The following is a 19,789-nucleotide window of genomic DNA, read 5'->3' on the forward strand; positions in this document are numbered from 1 at the left end:
CCCGTGCCGCCCCCGGGGACGACAGAACTACACCGACCAGTTCACTGTCAAGACTGAACCGTTCGGTAGACCACAGCCTCACGAGACTCGTTGAAGCGCTTCGATATTCCCCACACTTCACGTCTGGACACTCCAACTCCCCCGGACTACCGTCTGCTTGGGTCGCCGAAGCGATCACTCGACGGGTTGCGTCGAAGCGATTCACTCTGGACGCACCACCGTCCTGGCCCCGGGGAGAACGGATGGTCACCCTTGCCGAGGTCGCCCGGCACGCCGGAGTGTCGGCGAGCACGGTGAGCTATGTCCTCAGCGGCAAGCGGCCCATCTCCGAGCTCACCCGGCAGCGCGTGCGGGCCAGCATCGAGCAGCTCGGCTACCAGCCCCACGCCGGCGCCCGCGCGCTCGCCAGCAGCCGGTCCCGGATCATCGCGCTCATGGTGCCGCTGCGCACCGACATGTACGTGCCGGTGATGCTGGAGATCGCGGTCGCCGTCGCCACCACCGCCCGCGCCCACGGCTACGACGTCCTGCTCCTCACCGGCGAGGAAGGCCCGTCGGCGCTGCGCCGGGTCACCGGCAGCGGACTCGCCGAGGCGGTGATCCTGATGGACGTGCAGCTCGACGACGAGCGCCTGCCCCTCCTGCGCACGGCCGGTCCTCCGTCCGTCCTGGTCGGACTGCCCGCGGACCCTGCCAGACTGAACTGCGTCGACCTCGACTTCGCGGCGGCCGGGGCCCTGTGCGTGGAGCATCTGGTGGACCTCGGGCACCGGGAGATCGCGGTGATCGGCGAGGCCCCCGGCGTGTACGCGCGGCACACCGGCTTCGCCGAGCGGACCCTGCGCGGGCTGCGGGACCGGGCGGCCGAGCGCGGGGTCCGGCTGCTGCACCGGCCGTGCGAGGGCAGCCACGACGCGGTGGCGGGCGTCCTCGCGCGGATCCTCGACGAGCGGCCCGCGGTCAGCGCCTTCGTCGTGCAGAACGAGACGGCCGTCGAGCCGCTCCTCGCCCTGCTGCGCCGCACGGGCAGGGCCGTACCGGAGGACGTGTCGGTGGTCGCGGTCTGCGCCGACCTGATCGCCGCCCAGGCCTCGGTGCCGCTCAGCTCGGTGGCGATCCCCGCGCAGGAGCTCGGCCGCAGGGCGGTGGAGCGGCTGATCGCCCGCCTCGCCCGGCCCGGCGACGAGGGCGCCACCGGGGTCGAACTCCTCACGCCGGCCCTGACCGCTCGGGACAGCTCGGGCCCACCGCCCGAGCGTCTCAGCCCTTGACCGCGCCCGTGAGCATGCCCTTCCTGAAGTGCTTCTGGACGAACGGCGAGAGGACGGCGACGGGGAGGAGGGCGAGGACCATGACGGCCATCTGGACGGCGAGCCCGGAGAGGTTCCCGGCCTTGACCGCCTGGCCGAGGCCGACGGGGATCTCCTGCTTCTGGACGAGCTGGATGAGGACGTTCTGCAGCGGCATCATGTTCTGGTCGCTGAGGTAGAGGGAGGCGTTGAACCAGGCGCTCCAGTAACCGACCGCGTAGAAGAGGGTGATGACGGCGATCACCGCCCTCGACAGCGGCATCACGATCTGCCAGAGGATGCGCAGGTCACCGGCGCCGTCGATGCGGGCGCTGTCGACGAGTTCGGGCGAGATCCCCATGAAGAAGCCGCGCAGCACCAGGATGTTGAAGACGCTCACGGCGCTCGGCAGGATCAGCGCGAGATAGGTGTCGGTGAGGCCGAGGGTCTGCACGAGGAGGTACGTGGGGATCAGGCCGGCCCCGAAGAACATGGTGGCCACCAGGGCCAGCAGGATGAAGCGGTGGCCGAGCGAGCCGGGCCGGGAGAGCCCGTACGCGCAGAGGATCGACACGCCCGTCGAGAACAGGGTGCCGGTGACCGTGACGGCGACGCTGACGATCGCCGCCCGGGTGACCTGGCCGCCGCTCAGCAGCTCCTGGTAGGCGACGAAGGTGAGGTCCCTGGGGACGATGACCAGGCCGCCGGTCTCCGTGATCGTCCTCTTGGAGGAGAGGCTGGTGACGACGACGATCCAGAGCGGGAAGAGGACGGCGAGGCAGGCGAGGACGAGGGCGGCGCCCTTGGCGGCGAGTCCGGCGCGGCCGGGCGGCTCCTCCCAGGCGGGGCGGGCGGGGACGGCCCACCGTGATGTGCGCGGCCGGGTCATTTCCGGTACACCCCCTGCTCGCCCATCAGGTGGGCGGCCTTGTTCGCGGAGAGGACGAGCACGAGGCCGACGACTCCCTTGACGAGCCCGGCGGCCGCCGCGTAGCTGAAGTCCTGGCTGCGCAGGCCGGTCCACCACACGAAGGTGTCGAGGACCTCGGCGGCCCCGGGTCCGACCGCGTCGCGCTGGAGCAGCAGCTGCTCGAAGCCGACGGTCAGCGCGTCGCCGACGCGCAGGACGAGGAGCAGGGCGATGACGGGCCGCAGCGCGGGCAGGGTGACGTGCCACATCCGGCGCCACCGCCCGGCCCCGTCCATGGCGGCGGCCTCGTACAGGTCCTGGTTGACGGCGGCGAGTGCGGCGAGGAAGACGATGAGCCCCCAGCCGGCGTCCTTCCAGATGCCCTCGGCGGTGACGAGGAGCTTGAAGATCTCCGGGTCGGTCATGAGGTCGAAGCCCTCGTGGCCGTGTTCGCGCAGGGTCTGGGCGATGACGCCGGCGCCGCCCAGGATCTGCTGGAAGACGGTGACGACCAGTACCCAGGAGAAGAAGTGCGGCAGGTACAGCACGGCCTGGACGACCGCGCGGACCCCGGGACGAAGGATGCTGTTGACGAGCAGGGCGAGCGCGATGGGCACGGGGAAGAACAGCAGCAGTTGGAGGAGGAAGAAGATCAGGGTGTTCTCGACGGCGTGCCAGAACCCCGGGTCGGAGAAGACGCGGGCGAACTGGGCGAAGCCCACCCAGGGGCTCTCCAGGATGGCGGTGACGCCGTTGGTGGAGACGTACGGGTCGTAGTCCTGGAAGGCGACGACGTTCCCGAGGATCGGGATGTAGTGGAAGACCACGACGAGGGCGAGCGCGGGCGCGGTCATGAGGAGGAGGGTGCGGTCGCGCCGGAACCGCCGGCCGAGCGGAACCCTCCCGGCCGGGGGTGCGGACGTACGGCGACGGGCCCGGCCGCCGTCCTCGACGGGTTCCGCGTCCGGGTCCTTCGTCCTGGTGTCGAGCGTGCTCACGGTCAGCTCGCCGCGGAGCCGGTGGTGTCGAGGAGCTTCCGGTACCAGTCGCGCAGCCGGTCGCCGCCCCTGCTCTTCCACTCGGACACGGCCTGCTGCATGTCGGAGACCTTCTTGCGGCCCCGGACGATGTCCTTCTCCAGCTGCTCGAAGTCGTTCATGAGGCCGGTCCACTGGGCGGGTTCGGTGACGGTCATGCCGTAGAAGGCGGACTTGGTGGTGACGGCGCCCATGCGCTGCTGCCACTCGACCATGGCACGGGTCACGTCGGGCGTGTCGGGGTGGGCCACGTACGGGGCGGGGCTGGCGATGAACATCCAGGAGCTGTTGACCTCCAGGTTCCCCGCGTCCGTCTTGACGGGCAGGCCGTTCTTCACCGTGTGGTGGACGCCCTCGACGCCGTAGTCGGTGAGCATCCGCTCCTTGGTGCCGTAGGGGGCGGCGGTGAAGTCGGCGATGGCGAGGACGTCCTCGACGACCGCCTTGGAGCTGCCCTTCTTCACGAAGGCCCAGATGTTGGCGGGGTTGGTGGCCCAGAGCTTCGGGGTGCCGCCGGCGTGCCCGGGGATGTCCATGGCGGCCATGGCGAACGCCGGGTTCTGGGCGGCCTGTTCGGAGGTCTTGGCGTACCAGTGGGAGAGGTCGTTGTTGTAGATCAGGACCTGTCCGGAAGTGAAGCGGTTGCCGGCGTCGCCCTGGTTCTGGGCCTTGGCGTCGGGATGCACGACTCCGGCGTCGAAGAGTCTGCGGGTCCACTCCAGGGCTTCGAGGTACTCCTGCGTCTCGATCCGGTTGACCAGCTTCCCGTCGACGAGGTTCCAGCCGAGGGCCTTGTCGCTGCCGGACAGCACGCCGAACATGTTGTACGCGGTCCAGGTCAGGTCGTCGCAGGCCCACACCTTCGCCCTGGCGCTGGTGATCTCCTTGGCGAGGGCGAGGAACTCGTCGGCGCTCTTGGGGAGTTGCCAGCCCTTCGCGGCGAAGAGGTCCCTGCGGTAGAAGGGCGCGATGTTGGTGACGTACGAGGCGGGCATGGGCAGGCCGCGGAGCCTGCCGCCGAAGATCGAGCGCTGCCAGGCGTCGGTGGGGATGGCCGCGAGGTTCGGGTAGGCCTTGACCCTGTCGCCGGAGAGGTACGGGCCGAGGTCCTCGAACTTGGCGTTGATCGCGCTCGGGATCTTTCCGCCGAGGTTCCAGCCGGGCACGACGACCACGTCGGGGATGTCGCTGGAGGCGAGGACGGCGCCGAGCTTCTGGTCGTAGACGTTGCCGTCCTGGTTCTGCCAGGTGACGTCGGTGCCGATGGCCTCGTTCATGGCCTTGTAGTAGGGGTTGTCGGGGGCCGGCGGGGTTCCCCAGAGCGGCGCCATGACGGTGAGGGCGGTGCCCTTGCCCTTCTTCGCGGCCACGGAGGCCTTCAGCCCGGCGGCCGGGACGGCACGGGCGAAGCCCGCGGCGGAGCCGTTCTTCGGGGCGACGTCGGGCGCGACGACCGTGCTCGGCACGAAGGCGGGGAGGAGCTTCGCCGCGTCCTTGCCGGTGGTGGTGCCGTCCTTCTGCCCGGTGCTCCCGCCCTCACTGCACGCGGTGAGCAGAGGGGCTCCACCGGCGACGGCGACGGCGGCGACGGCGCTGGAGGCGAGGAAGCCCCGCCGGCTCGGGGTGGATCTCCGGGAGCCCGTGGAGACGGCGTTCGGCGTCATTGCGACAACCCTTCATGGCACGCGCCGGGACGAACGGCGACCGAGGTGTCGCCGGGCGGCTGCGGTGGTGGAGGTGGAGCGGGCGGGGGCGGAGCCCCGGGAGCCCTGGGCACGGTCGAACAGGCGCTGCCGACCGTCGAGTCGAAGCGCTTCGATATGGCTGCGAGGTTAAGTGAACGTCACAGGCGCGGCAAGAGTCGCTCCGGAGATTCTCGGGGCGGTAATCGGTGCTCGCACCCCCCAACACCACCTGCCCGCAGGGCAGGTGGGAACAGGGCACCTTGACACCCACTCCCCATCCACCGAGCATCGAAGCGCTTCGAAATCCACCTGTCCCCACTTCCCCGAGGAACTCGCACGTGACCGCACACCGGCCGCCCTTCCGTGACCCGGCGCTCCCCGTGGCCCGCCGGGTCGACGACCTGCTCGACCGGCTCACCGCCGACGAACGCCTCGCGCTGCTCCACCAGTTCACGCCCGGCGTCGAGCGCCTCGGGCTCGCCGCCTTCCGCACCGGCCAGGAGGCCCTGCACGGCGTCGCCTGGATGGGCCCGGCGACCGTGTTCCCGCAGGCGGTGGGGCTCGGGGCGACCTGGCACCCCGAGCTCGTGCGCCGGATCGGCGAGGCGGTGTCCCGGGAGACGCGGGCGATGCGCGCCAAGGACGACCGGGTGGGCCTCAACGTCTGGGCGCCGACGGTGAACCTGCTGCGCAACCCGCTGTGGGGGCGCGGCGAGGAGGGGTACGCGGAGGACCCGGTGCTGACCTCCGCGATCGCCACCGCGTACACCCGGGGGCTGCGCGGCGACCACCCGGTGCACTGGCGCACCGCGCCCGTCCTCAAGCACTGGCTCGCCCACAACAACGAGGCGGCGCGGGACACTTCCTCGGCGTCGGTGCGGCCCTGGGTGCTGCACGAGTACGACCTGCGGGCCTTCCGCGGGGCCGTCGAGGCGGGCGCGGTCGCCGGGGTGATGCCCGCGTACAACCTGGTCAACGGCCGCCCGAACCACCTCTCCCCGTACCTGGAGGAGGAGCTGCGCCGCTGGACGGATCAGGACCTCCTGGTCTGTTCGGACGCGGGGGCCCCGTCCAACCTGGTGGATTCCCAGGGGTACTTCGCCACGCACGAGGAGGCGGTCGGGGCGGCGCTGCGCGCCGGGGTCGACTCCTTCACGGACCACGGCACGGACGCCTCGGTGATCCTGGGCCGGCTGCGCGGGGCCCTGGAGCGCGGGCTGATCGGCCGGGAGGACGTGGACCGGGCGGTCCGGCGGCAGCTGTCGGTGCGATGCCGGCTCGGCGAGTTCGACCCGGGGCAGGGCCCGTACGCGGACGACGCGGCCTTCGACACGCCCGAGCACCGGGAACTGGCCCGTGAGGCGGCCGAGGCGGCGCTCGTCCTGCTGCGCAACGAGCCGGCGGGCGGCACGGGTCCCCTGCTTCCGCTGACGGACGACGGGGGCCGGATCGCGGTGGTCGGTCTCCTCGGCGACGCCTGCAAGCTGGACTGGTACAGCGGGGCGCTGCTCCACCGGTCGTCCCCGCTCGACGGGCTGCGGGAGCGTTTCGGACCGGACCGGGTGGACTTCGCCGAGGGCGTGGACCGGATCCGGCTGCGTACCGCGTCCGGCACCTGCCTGCGGGTCCCCGAGGTGGGGGCCGTGGGGGCGGTGCGGGACGGTGCGGGCGCGCTCGATCCGGCGCTGGTCACGGGCCGGACCGACCTGCCGCCGCTGACCGCCGACGCCGAGGGCTCCGAACTGGCCCTGATCGACTGGGGCGGCGGCGTACTCACGCTGCGGGCCCCCGACGGGCGGTACCTGTCGGTCGCCGAGGACGGTTTCGTCCGCGCCTCGGCGGAGGAGCCGGGCGGCTGGGTGGTCCAGGAGACCTTCCGGCGGGAAGCGCACGGCGGCGGTCACCTCCTTCTGCATCCGGGGACGGGTGGCTACGTCTCTGTCGCCGCCGACGGCGTGAAGGTTGCCGCCGACCGGGAATCCGCCGAGGTGTTCTCCGTGGAGACGGTCGAGCGGGGCGAGGAGGCGGTCGCCCGGGCCGCGGCGGGGGCGGACACGGTGATCGTCGTCGCCGGCAACGACCCCCACATCAACGGCCGGGAGACCGAGGACCGGACGACCCTCGCGCTCCCCGCCCACCAGGACCGGCTGTGGCGGGCCGCGCACGCCGCGAACCCGCGCACCGTCCTCGTCCTCGTCTCCTCCTACCCGTACGCCGTGCCCGAGGCGGCCGGCACGCTCCCGGCGGTGCTGTGGACCGCGCACGGCGGGCAGGCGGCGGGGACGGCGCTGGCCCGGATCCTGGCCGGGGACGTCTCCCCCGCGGGCCGGCTCCCGCAGACCTGGTACGCAGCCGACGCGGACCTGCCGGGGATGCTCGACTACGACGTGATCGGCGGCCGTCAGACGTATCTGTACTTCGACGGGACGCCGCTCTTCCCCTTCGGGCACGGCCTGTCGTACACGACCTTCGGGTACGAGGAGCTGTGGGCGGCCGTCGACGGCGACGCGGTACGGATCGGCTGCACGGTCACCAACACCGGCACCGTCGCCTCGGACGAGGTGGTGCAGGTGTACGCGCGGTCCGTGACGCCCTCGGTGCCGCGCCCGCACCGCGAACTGGTGGCGCACGAGCGGACGTCACTCGCCCCGGGCGCCTCGGCGACCCTCTCCTTCACGGTGCCGGTGGCGTCCCTCGGGTACTGGGACGTGGCGCACGGCCGGTGGGCGGTGGATCCCGGGGCGTACGAGATCCAGGTGGGCGCGTCCAGTACGGACATCAGGCGCACGGTCCGCGTCGAGGTGGCCGGCGAGGGGCCGGGCCCGCGGTCGGTCCTGACCGACGGGCTCGCGGCGGCGGACTACGACGAGCAGTGGGGCACGGTCATCGTGGACCGCACGAAGGTGTCGGGCGACGCGGTGACCCCGACGGGTCCGCATCGGGAAGGGGAACTCCTCTATCGGTCATGCGACTTCGCGGCCGGGGTGACGGAGGCCGCGGTGACGGCCGCGGGCGAGGGCGCGATCGAGCTGGCCCGCACGGACGGCACGCCCCTGAAGCGGATCGAGCTCGCCCCGACGGGCGGCCCGTACACGTACCGCACGCTCACCACCCCCCTGCGCCTCCGGGACGTGGCGGATCTCCGGGTCCGGCTCCACGGACCCGTCCGCCTGGCGCACATCGGCTTCACCGGGGCGTGACCGTCCAGACGCCGTCCTGCATGAGGTGTCGCCCCACCAGTTCGGGTTCCTCGTGCCAGGCCTGGACCTCGGTCGGGCGGACCCGGAACCAGTGGTAGGCGGGGCCGGAGCCGCGGGGGTCCCAGCCCGTCTTCTTCGCGAACGCGTCCGCCACCTCGGCCGGGACCTGGTCGGGGCCGAGGGTCGTGGCCTCGCCGTCGAGGAGGACGACGTCCCGTGTGTGTCCGAGCGCCAGTCGCGCCCGGCCGCCGGCCGCGAGGTTGCGGCCGGTGGGGTTGGAGAGGCGCGTGCACAGCCACAGGTGGGTGCCGTCCCAGAGGAAGGAGAGCGGCACGAGGTACGGCTCTCCGGTCGCGTCCGCCGTGGACACCCAGATGTCCTGTTCCTCGTCGAGCCGGCCGAGCACGTCCCGTATGCGGCGGGCGGTGTCACGCGGGGGCTGAGTGTTCGTCATGACCGTGAGGCTACCGGGCCCCCGTTCGGGGGCCCGGTGTTTCACTGGGTCAGCGTCGTGCTGTCGAAGAGCTCCCCGGTGTCGCTGTACGCGTTCAGGACGAGCTGGGTGGGCGAGACCGAGCACTGCACGTACTCGAATCGCGCCGACCTGTACGCGCTCCAGGACGGCTGGCTCGCCGTGAACTGGTTGAGCCCGTTGCCGCCGCCACCGGAGACGATGTACGTCACTCCCGTCGGATCGGTCACGCCCGCGCGCAGCGGATGGCTCCGCTCGTAGTTGTGGGAGTTGCCGGAGAGGCAGAGTCTGACCCCGTACAGCTCCAGGCGCGGGACCAGCTGGGAGAGGACCGTCGACGAGCTGGAGCTGGTGGTCGTCGAGCTGTAGGGCGGGCGGTGGACGACGCAGATCTTCCACGCCGCCGTCGCGGCGGCGAGGTCGGCGTCCACGAAGGCGCGCTGCGCGGAGCCGGCTCCCATGGGCTGCTCGCTGTCGACGACGAGGACGTGCAGGTCGCCCCATTCGTAGCTGTACCAGCGCTGGTTGTTCGGCGACCACAGGTTCCGTGCCGCCGCGCCGTCGCCGTAGTACTCCTTGTTCCCGTTCGCCGGATACAGGGTCCGGGTACGGATGACCGTGCCGTACTGCTTGTAGAAGCGGCTGTCGAAGTCGGAGTAGAAGTGCTCCGGGTCCGGGTCCTGGGCGTCCGGGTACACGTTGTCGCCGAGTGTCTGCAGGAACTGGGCCGAGGACGCGGCGATCAGGTTCGCGATGCTCGTCTCTGCCCCCGAACCGCCCCCGAAGTCGCCGACCGCCGCGAAGGTGAAGGCCGTGCCCGGCGCGGGTGCGGTGGTGAAGCGGTTGCCCGCGAGCGTGGCGTTGCCGGACCGCACCTGGTAGACGTACTCGGTTCCGGGCTCGAGCCCGCCGAGCAGCATGGCGTGCTGCAGCCGCGGAGTGGGGTCGAAGACGCTGTCGGAGAAGGTTCCGACCCCGAAGTCGACCGTGCTGTCGGTCGGAAAATTGGTCCACCACAGCACGCGTGCGCTCGTCGGGCCGGTCTGGACGACGTAGGGGCCACGGGTGACGAGGACGGTTCCGGCCGCCGGGGTGGAGCCGGCCCTTCCGGAGGTGAGTGCGGAGACGTTGCCCGCGGAGTCGACGGCCGCGATCCGGTAGGTGTACGACGTCGACGGGGAGAGTCCGTTGTCGGAGTACGTCTTGCGGAGCGGCTCCTCCACCGTGGCGATGAGGACGTTGTTGCGGTGGACCTGGTAGCCGGCGACGTCGCTGGAGCTCGACGACCCCCAGGTGATGTCGAGCCGGCTGTCGGAGTACCGCCTCACCACCACGCTGCTGTTCGAGACCGCCGAAGGGGCGCTCGTGTCGCTCGTGGTCTTGGTCGTGACCTCGATGGTGGCCGCCGGGCCGACGTGCCCCGCGACGTCGACGGCGCGGACCGCGAACTGGTAGGCGCGGTTGGCGAACAGCTTGCTCGCGGTGTAGCTGGTGGTGCCGTCGGTCGTCGCGATCTGGACCAGGCTCTCCGGCGGCGCCCCGGCGGCGCCGCGGAGGATCCGGTAGCCGGTGATCTTGGCGACGGCCGTGGACTTGGTCCAGCTGAGCTTCACGCCCGACGACGTGAGCGAGCTCGTCTTGAGGTTGGTCGGCGCCGTCGGTCCCGTCGTGGGGTCGGCCCGCTGGGTGAGCACGTCGACGGGGGCCGAGCGCGCCGACTCGACCCCGCCGATCACGGTGGTGACCTCGTAGCGGTAGGTCGTCGTCGCCGTCAGCCCGCTGTCCTCCAGCAGGGTGCCCGGCTGTTCGACGATCAGCAGGTCGTCCCGGTAGACCCGGTAGGTCTCGGCCCCTGTGACCGCGGTCCACAGGAGTCGCACGGTCGACGAGGTCAGCGCCTGACCGGCGAGCAACTCGGGCGGAGTCGGGGTGTCGGCGGCGCTCGCCGTACGTGGTGAGACGACGACGTCGCCGACGTCCAGCGCCAGTCCTGCACCGAGTGCATAGGCGACGAAGCTGCGGCGGCTCAGAGCCATGGTCATTTCCTCTCTCGGCCGACACGTCATGTGACCTGTGCACCAGCGGTTTCCCGGGCCGGGCGGTGATCGACAGGCACAGCCTGACCGCCGGAGGACCCACAACCGTCCGATTACACCGAAAGCGGCATGTCGCGGACCGGGCGCAGCACGGGCCCCCGAAAGAAAGCGCTTGCGCGATCCATTGACGAAACACGAACGCCCCCTTAACTTCATGCCCGTTGCACTTCGTACGTCATATATGAGACGCGATACACGAGATCTGAGAGTGCTCCATGGCCTTCGCCCCCAGCCCCATCCCCTCCCGCACCCAGTACGTCCTGGAAGCGATCAAGCACGACATCCTCACCGGGGGCCTCAGACCCGGCCAGGCGCTCGTGGAGACCGAACTCGCCGCGCGCTTCGGGGTGTCGAAGACCCCGGTCCGCGAGGCGCTCAAGACCCTCGCGGGCAGCGGGCTCGTGGTGATGAACCAGTACAAGGGCGTCACGGTCCGGATGGTCGACGCGGACATGGCCCGCGCCGTCTACGACGTCCGCCTGCTCCTGGAGCCCGAGGCCGTCCGCCGCGCCGTCGCCTCCGGTGCCCCGCTCGACGCGGCGGACGAGGCCCTGCGCCGCGCCGCGGGAGCGGAGGACCCGGCCGAACGGTCCCTGGCCAACCGCGACTTCCACCGCGCGCTCTACCTGCCCTGTGGCAACCCGCTGCTCGGCCGGATGCTCGACGAGGTCCGCGACCAGGCGGCCCTGGTCTCCACGGTCGCCTGGGCCGCCGTCCCGTCCTGGGAGCGCGAGGCCGCCGAGCACGCGGAGATCCTGCGGCTCGCCCTCGCGGGCGACGTCGAGGGGGCGGGCCGGGCCGTGCACGCGCACATCGCCTCGTTCGTGGAGCGCGCCTTCCCGCCTTCCCCCCAGGAGAGCACGTGAGCCTCCTCCCGGAGAGCGCGTGAGCCCCACCCCTTCCCCTCTGGACAGCGAGTGAGTATGCGATTCGAGACGATGAGGGCCGCCCTCGCCGAGGTCGTGGCCATCCCGGTCACCCCGTTCGCCGAGGACGGCTCCGTGGACACCGGGGCGCACCGCGCGCTTCTGCGCCGGCTGCTCGACGGCGGGGTCCGCACCCTCACCCCCAACGGCAACACCGGCGAGTTCTACGCCCTCACCCCCGAGGAGCGCCGCTCCGTCACCGAGGCGACCGTCGAGGAGGCCGGCGGCCGCGCCGCGATCCTGGTCGGCGTCGGACACGACGTGCCGACCGCGGTGGAGGCCGCCCGGCACGCCCGCGCCACCGGGGCCCACATGGTGATGGTCCACCAGCCCGTCCACCCGTACGTCTCCGAGAGCGGCTGGGTCGACTACCACCGGGCGATCGCCGAGGCCGTGCCCGAGCTCGGCGTCGTCCCGTACCTCCGCAATCCGCTCCTGAGCGGCGCCCGGCTCGCCGAGCTCGGCGCCGCCTGCCCCAACGTGATCGGTGTGAAGTACGCCGTCCCGGACGCGGCCCGGTTCGCCGGCTTCGCGCGGGACGCGGGCCTCGACCGGTTCGTGTGGGTGGCGGGCCTCGCCGAGCCGTACGCGCCCGCGTACTTCGCGGGCGGCGCGACCGGCTTCACCTCCGGCCTGGTCAACGTCTCCCCCGCGCTCTCCCTGGAGATGCTGGCCGCCCTGCGGGCCGGCGACTATCCAACGGCGATGAAGGTGTGGGAGCGGATCCGCCGCTTCGAGGAGCTGCGCGCGGCCAACGCGAGCGCCGACAACGTGACCGTGGTCAAGGAGGCCCTCGCCTCGCTCGGCCTGTGCCGCCGCGACATCCGCCCGCCGAGCCGGGAACTGCCGGAGGCGGAGCGGGCCGAGGTCGCTGCGATAGCCGCCGGGTGGCCGATATGAGCGGGACACCGAAGAAGCCGCAGGAGCTCCGCAGCCACCAGTGGTACGGCACGGACGGGCTGCGCTCGTTCAGCCACCGCGCCCGCACCCGGCAGCTCGGCTACCTGCCCGAGGAGCACCTCGGCAAGCCGGTGATCGCGATCCTCAACACCTGGTCCGACATCAACCCCTGCCACGTCCATCTGCGGGACCGGGCGCAGGCCGTGAAGCGGGGAGTGTGGCAGGCGGGCGGCTTCCCGCTCGAATTCCCGGTCTCCACCCTGTCGGAGACCTTCCAGAAGCCCACCCCGATGCTCTACCGCAATCTCCTCGCGATGGAGACGGAGGAGCTGCTGCGCTCGTACCCGGTGGACGGCGCGGTCCTGATGGGCGGCTGCGACAAGACGACCCCGGCGCTCCTGATGGGCGCGGCCTCGGTCGACCTGCCGACCGTGTTCGTGCCGGCCGGTCCGATGCTGCCGGGGCACTGGCGGGGCGAGACCCTCGGCTCCGGTACGGACATGTGGAAGTACTGGGACGAGAGGCGGGCCGGGACGATCGGCGACTGCGAGCTGGCCGAGCTGGAGAGCGGTCTCGCCCGGTCCCCCGGTCACTGCATGACGATGGGCACGGCGTCCACGCTGACCGCCGCCGCCGAGACGCTGGGCGTGACCGTGCCGGGTGCCTCCTCGGTGCCGGCGGTGGACTCCGGGCACGACCGGATGGCGGCGGCCTCGGGGCTGCGGATCGTGGAGCTCGTACGGCAGGACGTCAGGCTGTCCCGGATCCTGACGAGCGAGGCGTACGAGGACGCGGTGGCCGCGGTCCTTGCCCTCGGCGGCTCGACGAACGCGGTCATCCATCTGATCGCCATGGCCGGCCGGTCGGGGGTGAAGCTGACGCTCGACGACTTCGACCGGATCGCGCGGACCGTGCCGGTGCTCGCGAACCTGCGGCCCGGCGGGCGGTATCTGATGGAGGACTTCCACTTCGCGGGCGGCATGCCCGGCTTCCTGTCCCGGCTCACCGACGTGCTCCATCTGGACCGGCCGACCGTCTCGCACGCCACCCTGGGCGAGCAGCTCGCGGGCGCCCTCGTCCACGACGACGAGGTGATCCGGGAGCGGTCGAGGCCACTGGCCGCCGAGGGCGGGGTCGCGGTCCTGCGCGGCAACCTCTGCCCGGACGGCGCCGTCATCAAGCACATCGCGGCCGAGCCGCGGCTGCTGAGGCACACGGGCCCCGCGGTCGTCTTCGAGGACTACCGGACGATGCAGCGGACCATCGACGACCCGGCGCTCGGGATCACGGCCGAGCATGTGCTCGTGCTGCGCGGCGCGGGCCCGAAGGGCGGGCCGGGGATGCCCGAGTACGGGATGCTGCCCATCCCCCGGTACCTCCTGGAGCAGGGGGTGCGGGACATGGTCAGGATCTCGGACGCCCGGATGAGCGGGACGAGTTACGGGGCCTGCGTGCTGCACGTGGCACCCGAGTCCCATGTCGGCGGACCCCTTGCCCTCGTCCGTACGGGCGATACGATCACCCTCGACGTCGCGGCCCGCTCCCTCCATCTGCACGTCACGGACGAGGAGCTGGCCGACCGCAGGGCCGCGTGGACACCGCCGCCGGCCCGGTACGAGCGCGGCTACGGCGCGCTCTACATGGAGCAGATCTCCCAGGCCGACACCGGCTGCGACTTCGCGTTCCTGGCGAGGCCGGGAACCACCCCCGATCCGTACGCGGGCTGAGCCCCGCCCTCGAAGGAACCGCCCCCACCCCGCTTGTCCGACATCTCGAACGTCGTCCGCGAAGCGCTTCACCGAGAACGGAGCCGCCGTCATGGCCTCAGCTGTGACCCCCGCACGCCGAGCCGCCCTGCCGTACCTGCTGATCGCCCCCGCGGGCCTGCTGATGCTGGGGTTCATCGCGTACCCGGTGCTCAGCGTCTTCTCCTACAGCCTGCAGAACTACAACCCCACGAAACCGTGGCGGAACGGCTTCGCCGGCCTGGACAACTTCACCCGGATCCTCACCGACGACCCGCGCTTCTGGGGCACGCTGACCTTCAGCCTCAAGTGGGTCGTCGTGGAGGTGGCCCTCCAGCTCCTCTTCGGGCTCGCGCTCGCCCTCATCGTGAACCAGACCTTCGTCGGCCGCGCGCTCGGCCGGGCCCTGGTCTTCTCGCCGTGGGCGGTGTCGGGCGTGCTGACCTCGGCGATCTGGGTGCTGCTCTACAACTCCCAGACGGGCATCAGCCGTTATCTGGCGGACCTCGGCATGGGCACGTACGGCACGTCCTGGCTCTCCGACACCGCGACCGTGTTCCCGGCGGCGATCGTCGCCGACCTCTGGCGCGGGGTGCCGTTCTTCGCGATCCTCATCCTGGCCGACCTCCAGTCCGTACCGAAGGACCTGTACGAGGCGGCCGAGGTCGACGGAGCGAGCAGGCTCCGGCAGTTCCTGCACATCACGCTCCCCCACCTCCGGGACGCGATCGTCCTGTCCACGCTGCTGCGCGCGGTCTGGGAGTTCAACAACGTCGACCTGCTGTACACGCTGACCGGCGGCGGACCCGCGGGCGAGACGACCACGCTCCCCCTCTACATCGCCCACACCAGCGTCGACGCCCACAACTTCGGTTACGCCTCCGCCCTCACCACGGTGGCGTTCGTGATCCTTCTCTTCTGCTCGATGGTCTATCTGCGCCTGAGCAAGTTCGGAGGCGACGGCAAGTGACAGCCGCGATACCCCTGACCACCGCCGTCCGCGTGAAGCGCAGGGCCGCCTGGGACGAAGCGCCCCGCTGGCAGATCTATCTGCCGCTCGGGATCTATCTCCTCTTCACCCTGATCCCCTTCTACTGGATCCTCCTCTTCGCCGTGCGTCCGGCCGGCTCGACCTCGCTGCTGCCCTGGCCGATGACGACCGCGCACTTCGAGAAGGTGTGGACCGAGCGGAACTTCGCCGTCTTCTTCCAGAACAGCCTGCTGATCGGCGTGGCGGTGCTCATCAGCACCACCGTCGTCGCCCTGGCCGGCGGCTACGCCCTCGCCCGCTTCGACTTCCGGATCAAGAAGGGCTTCATGCTGGCCCTGCTCTGCTCCCAGTTCGTGCCGGGCGCCCTGCTCCTCGTCCCGCTGTTCCAGATCTTCGCCGAACTGCGGATGATCAACTCCCTCGGCAGCGTGATCATCGCCGAGACCGTGTTCCAGCTCCCCCTGTCGATCATCCTCATCAGCGGATTCATCAGGAACGTGCCGTACTCCCTCGAAGAGGCGGCCTGGGTCGACGGCTGCAACCGCTTCCGAGCCTTCCGGATCGTCGTCCTCCCGCTCCTGCGGCCCGGTCTCGTCGCCGTCGGCTCCTTCGCCTTCGTCCACGCCTGGAACCACTTCCTCTTCGCCCTGATGTTCCTCAGCAGCCAGGACAAGCAGACCATCCCGGTCGGCCTCAACACCCTCATGGGCGCCGACAGCGTCGACCTCGGCGCGCTCGCCGCGGGCGGCGTCATCGCCGCCGTCCCCGTGGTCGTCGTCTTCGCCTTCATCCAGAAGTGGCTGGTCACCGGCTTCAGCGCCGGGGCGGTGAAGGGATGAACAGCACCCACACGAACAGGGAAGACATGGACACCGCACGCACCCGCACCCCGCTGCCCGTTGTCCTCGCGGGCGCCCGCGGCCACGGCCGCAGCCACCTCCTCAACATCCGCCGCCTCGAAGACCTCGGTCTCGTCCGCCTCGCCGGGATCTGCGAGCTCCGCCCGCTCGACGCGGCCGAACTGGACGGCATCGGCGACCCGAAGCAGTCCGCCGACTTCGAGGCGCTCCTCACCTCGACCGACGCCCGGATCGTGGTGCTCTCCACCCCCATCCAGACCCACACCGACATGACGCTCGCCGCAGCCCGGCACGGCGCGCACATCCTCCTGGAGAAGCCGCCCGCCCCCTCGTACGCCGAGTTCCGCCGGATGGCCGACGGGGTCGAGGCCGCCGGGGTGGCCTGCCAGATCGGCTTCCAGTCGCTCGGCTCGCACGCGGTGCCCGCGATCCGCCGCATGGTGGAGGACGGCGCGATCGGCGAACTCCTCGGCGTCGGCGCGGCCGGGGCCTGGGTCCGCGACGAGGCGTACTTCCGGCGCGCGCCCTGGGCGGGACACCGGCGGCTCGACGGCGTGGACGTCGTCGACGGGGCCCTCACCAACCCGCTGGCGCACGCCGTCGCCACGGCGCTCGCGCTCTCCGGCTCCACCCGCGCCGAGGACGTCGAGCACATCGAGACGGAGCTGCTGCGCGCGAACGCCATCGAGTCCGACGACACCTCCGCCGTACGGGTCGTGACCTCGACCGGCACCCAGGTCACGGTCGCGGCGACCCTGTGCGCCGAGACGTCCGCGGAGCCGTACGTCATCGTCCACGGCAGCCAGGGCCGGATCACCTTCTGGTACCGGCAGGACCGGGTCCTGGTGCAGCGCGCCGGGCACGGCCCGGTGGAGACCGAGTACGGCCGCACCGACCTCCTGGAGAACCTCGTCGCGCACGTCACCGACGGCGCACCGCTCCGGGTGCCGCCGGCGGAGACCGGTGCCTTCATGCGGGTCGTCGAAGCGGTACGGACCGCTCCCGAGCCCCTCGACGTCCCCGCCGCCCACTGGCACACCGAGCCGGGCGAGAGCGCGCCGCGCCGGGTCGTCGACGGCGTGGACGCCCTGGTCGACGCGAGCGCCGACGCCCTCAGGCTCTTCTCCGAACTCGGCGCCCCCTGGGCGCCCTCGGCCCGGGCGGAGGCCCGATGACCCCCGTGTCCCCCACCGTCCTGCGCTGCGCGGGCCGCACCGTCGCCCGCTACACCACCCGGCCCGAACTGGCCGCCGACCACTCCCCCCGGCCGTATCTCCACCCCGTCACCACCCTCGCCGGACTCCCGGTGACCGAGACCCTGCCCGAGGACCACCCGCACCACCTGGGCGCGGGCGTCGCCGTGCCGGACGTCGCGGGCCACAACTTCTGGGGCGGGCGCACCTTCGTGCGCGGCCGGGGCTCCGTCGCGCTCGACAACCACGGGGTGCAGCGGCACGAGGCCTTCAAGCTGTGCGACCCGGACGGTTTCGTGGCGGAGCTGAGCTGGACGGCCGGCGGCGAGCGGCTGTTCCGGGAGCACCGGACGGTGGCGGCCACCGCGCTCACCGACTCCGCCTGGGCGCTCGACCTCACCTTCTCCCTCGCCAACGTGTCGGGCCGTGAGCTGTCGATCGGGAGCCCGGCGACGAACGGCCGGCCGGGCGCCGCGTACGGGGGCTTCTTCTGGCGCGCGCCGAAGGAGGCGACGGCCCCCGTGGTCTTCGGGGCGGAGGCCGACGGCGAGGAGGCGGTGCACGGGGTCGCGGCCGACTGGGTGGCCCTGGCCGGCGCGGGCTGGACGCTGGTGTTCGCCGGGGCGACCGCGCGGACCCGCCACGACCCCTGGTTCGTGCGCGCCGCCGAGTACCCGGGGGTCGGTTCCTCCCTCGCGTACGACGCGCGGCTTCCGGTGGCGGCCGGGGAGACGTTCGTACGCCGGGTCGTAACCGTGGTCGCCGACGGCCGGCTCGACCGGGCGGGGGCCGCGGCCCTGGTCCGCAAGGCGGTGGCGTCATGAGCACGACCCCCACAGCCGCCACCCCCACCGCCACCACCCGCACCGGCGCCACCGCCACCGCCACCGCCACCACCCCCACCGGCGACCTCGGTGACGGCACGTACCGCAATCCGGTCCTCGCGGCCGACTGGTCGGACCCGGACGTCCTGCGGGTCGGCGACGATCACTACCTGACCGCGTCCAGCTTCGGCCGCGCCCCCGGGCTGCCCCTGCTGCACTCCCGGGACCTGGTCAACTGGACGCTCGTCGGCCACGCCCTCGAACGGCTCGAACCGGCCGCCGCGTTCACCGCGCCCCGGCACGACTGCGGGGTGTGGGCGCCTTCCTTCCGGCACCACGACGGCCGGTTCTGGATCTTCTGGGGCGACCCCGACCACGGGATCTTCCAGGTCAACGCCCCTTCGGTGCACGGCCCGTGGACCGCGCCGCACCTGGTGAAGGCGGGCCGGGGCCTGATCGACGCCTGCCCGCTGTGGGACGAGGAGTCGGGCGAGGCGTACCTCGTGCACGCCTGGGCCAGGTCGCGCGCCGGGTTCAACAACCGGCTCACCGGCCACCGGATGAGCCCGGACGGCAGCAAGGTCCTCGACGAGGGCCGGGTCCTGGTGGACAGCGACCGGATCCCCGGCTGGTTCACCTTGGAGGGCCCGAAGCTGTACCGCCACGACGGCTGGTTCTGGATCCTGGCGCCGGCCGGGGGCGTGGCCACCGGCTGGCAGGGCGCGTTCCGCTCGCGGTCGTTCTTCGGGCCGTACGAGGAGCGGATCGTCCTGGCCCAGGGCGACACCGACGTCAACGGGCCGCACCAGGGCGGCTGGGTCCGCACCCGGCGCGGCGAGGACTGGTTCCTGCACTTCCAGCAGTCGGGTGCGCACGGCCGGCTCGTGCACCTCCAGCCGATGCGCTGGGACGCGGACGGCTGGCCGGTCCTGGGCGAGGACGGCGCCCCGGTCCGGGTGCACCGGAAGCCGGACCTGCCGGAGCAGCCTCGCGCGCGTCCCGCGGTGGACGACACGTTCCCGGGCGGGCGGTTCGGCCGGCAGTGGCAGTGGACCGCCAACCCGGAGGAGGGCTGGGCGAGTCAGCACACGGGCGACGGGCTGCGGCTCGGCTGTGTGCGTACGGAGCGGCCGGCCGATCTGCGGAGTGTGCCGCACGTGCTGACCCAGCGCCTGCCGGCCGGGGCCCTGATCGTCGAGGTCGGGCTGCGGCTCGACGGCGAGGCGCCCGGGGCCCGCGCGGGTCTGGTCGTCCTGGGTGACGCGTACGCCTGGATCGGTCTGGAGCGGGCCCCGGCCGGCACGGTCCGGCTGGTGCACCGCTTCGCCCCGGCGGGCGCCGACGGGGAACGGGACGCGGCGCACTCCCGGCCCGTCCCCGGCGGCGAGGTCCTGCTGCGGATCGAGGTCACGGCGGACGCGCGCTGCCGGTTCTCGTACTCCGTCGACGGCGCCGACGAAGCCGATGAGACCGACGAGGCCGCGGGCCCGGTCCGGCTCGGGCCGGAGTTCGCCGCCACGCCCTGGCGCTGGGTCGGCGCGCTCCTCGGTCTGTTCGCGGGCGCGCCGGCGGGGGCGGGACACGCCGGGACGGCCGTGTTCTCCGCCTTCCGCGTCACCCCCGCCTGAACGTCCCCCCGCACTCCCCCCATCACCCGCAAG

15 protein-coding genes are annotated in these 19,789 nt (G+C 72.1%); 10 read left to right on the top strand and 5 right to left on the bottom strand.

The genetic code is table 11. The features are described 5' to 3' along the window. Positions 1-242: 242 nt before the first annotated feature. Entirely contained in the window at positions 243-1,271 is a 1,029-nt protein-coding gene (locus tag AC07AW_RS17745) for a LacI family DNA-binding transcriptional regulator (RefSeq protein ID WP_478816395.1), read from the top strand. On the opposite strand, the gene AC07AW_RS17750 is transcribed toward AC07AW_RS17745, so the two are convergent. From AC07AW_RS17750 to AC07AW_RS17760, 3 genes are read right to left on the bottom strand one after another with little or no spacing between them, the layout of a single operon-like run. Then, positions 1,261-2,178: a carbohydrate ABC transporter permease gene (locus tag AC07AW_RS17750; RefSeq protein WP_478816396.1), complete on the bottom strand. Its 918-nt coding sequence runs from the start codon at positions 2,176-2,178 to the stop codon at positions 1,261-1,263. The two genes, AC07AW_RS17745 and AC07AW_RS17750, sit on opposite strands and share 11 nt — an antisense overlap. Next, a complete protein-coding gene (locus AC07AW_RS17755; protein ID WP_478816397.1) occupies positions 2,175-3,197 on the bottom strand; it encodes an ABC transporter permease in 1,023 nt (340 codons plus the stop codon). The genes AC07AW_RS17750 and AC07AW_RS17755 overlap by 4 nt, the downstream gene beginning before the upstream one ends. Before the next feature lie 2 nt (positions 3,198-3,199). Further along, on the bottom strand, positions 3,200-4,900 hold the full coding sequence (locus AC07AW_RS17760; RefSeq protein WP_478816398.1) for a type 2 periplasmic-binding domain-containing protein: 1,701 nt from the start codon (positions 4,898-4,900) through the stop codon (positions 3,200-3,202). A 359-nt stretch (positions 4,901-5,259) separates the two neighbouring features. Between AC07AW_RS17760 and AC07AW_RS17765 the strand changes: the two genes are divergently transcribed. After that, positions 5,260-8,121: a glycoside hydrolase family 3 C-terminal domain-containing protein gene (locus AC07AW_RS17765; protein ID WP_478816399.1), complete on the top strand. Its 2,862-nt coding sequence runs from the start codon at positions 5,260-5,262 to the stop codon at positions 8,119-8,121. Here AC07AW_RS17765 and AC07AW_RS17770 read toward each other — a convergent pair. Further along, on the bottom strand, positions 8,108-8,575 hold the full coding sequence (locus tag AC07AW_RS17770) for a pyridoxamine 5'-phosphate oxidase family protein (protein WP_478816400.1): 468 nt from the start codon (positions 8,573-8,575) through the stop codon (positions 8,108-8,110). The genes AC07AW_RS17765 and AC07AW_RS17770 overlap by 14 nt on opposite strands. Before the next feature lie 41 nt (positions 8,576-8,616). Further along, positions 8,617-10,629: a fibronectin type III domain-containing protein gene (locus tag AC07AW_RS17775; protein WP_478816401.1), complete on the bottom strand. Its 2,013-nt coding sequence runs from the start codon at positions 10,627-10,629 to the stop codon at positions 8,617-8,619. A 275-nt stretch (positions 10,630-10,904) separates the two neighbouring features. On the opposite strand from AC07AW_RS17775, the gene AC07AW_RS17780 reads away from it, so the two are divergent. The 8 genes from AC07AW_RS17780 (at position 10,905) to AC07AW_RS17815 (ending at position 19,756) form a co-directional block, all read left to right on the top strand. Next, the gene (locus AC07AW_RS17780; protein ID WP_478816402.1) at positions 10,905-11,555 is read left to right on the top strand and encodes a GntR family transcriptional regulator; all 651 of its coding nucleotides are present in this window, start codon (positions 10,905-10,907) and stop codon (positions 11,553-11,555) included. Positions 11,556-11,612: 57 nt separating this feature from the next. Continuing rightward, positions 11,613-12,515 carry a dihydrodipicolinate synthase family protein gene (locus AC07AW_RS17785; RefSeq protein ID WP_478816403.1) on the top strand — a complete coding sequence of 301 codons (903 nt, stop codon included), beginning with the start codon at positions 11,613-11,615 and terminating at the stop codon, positions 12,513-12,515. Further along, positions 12,512-14,242 carry an L-arabinonate dehydratase gene (gene araD / locus AC07AW_RS17790; protein WP_478816404.1) on the top strand — a complete coding sequence of 577 codons (1,731 nt, stop codon included), beginning with the start codon at positions 12,512-12,514 and terminating at the stop codon, positions 14,240-14,242. The genes AC07AW_RS17785 and araD overlap by 4 nt, the downstream gene beginning before the upstream one ends. A gap of 91 nt (positions 14,243-14,333) precedes the next feature. Next, positions 14,334-15,230: a carbohydrate ABC transporter permease gene (locus tag AC07AW_RS17795; protein ID WP_478816405.1), complete on the top strand. Its 897-nt coding sequence runs from the start codon at positions 14,334-14,336 to the stop codon at positions 15,228-15,230. Further along, positions 15,227-16,090 carry a carbohydrate ABC transporter permease gene (locus AC07AW_RS17800; protein WP_478816406.1) on the top strand — a complete coding sequence of 288 codons (864 nt, stop codon included), beginning with the start codon at positions 15,227-15,229 and terminating at the stop codon, positions 16,088-16,090. Before AC07AW_RS17795 ends, AC07AW_RS17800 begins: the two co-directional genes overlap by 4 nt. Continuing rightward, entirely contained in the window at positions 16,087-17,286 is a 1,200-nt protein-coding gene (locus AC07AW_RS17805; protein ID WP_478816407.1) for a Gfo/Idh/MocA family protein, read from the top strand. Before AC07AW_RS17800 ends, AC07AW_RS17805 begins: the two co-directional genes overlap by 4 nt. After that, on the top strand, positions 17,283-18,128 hold the full coding sequence (locus AC07AW_RS17810) for a DUF6807 domain-containing protein (RefSeq protein ID WP_478816408.1): 846 nt from the start codon (positions 17,283-17,285) through the stop codon (positions 18,126-18,128). The genes AC07AW_RS17805 and AC07AW_RS17810 overlap by 4 nt, the downstream gene beginning before the upstream one ends. Continuing rightward, complete coding sequence (locus tag AC07AW_RS17815) at positions 18,125-19,756, top strand: glycoside hydrolase family 43 protein (protein WP_478816409.1); 1,632 nt, start codon at positions 18,125-18,127, stop codon at positions 19,754-19,756. Before AC07AW_RS17810 ends, AC07AW_RS17815 begins: the two co-directional genes overlap by 4 nt. Positions 19,757-19,789: the final 33 nt, after the last annotated feature.

The organism is Streptomyces sp. NPDC044003 (assembly GCF_056435185.1).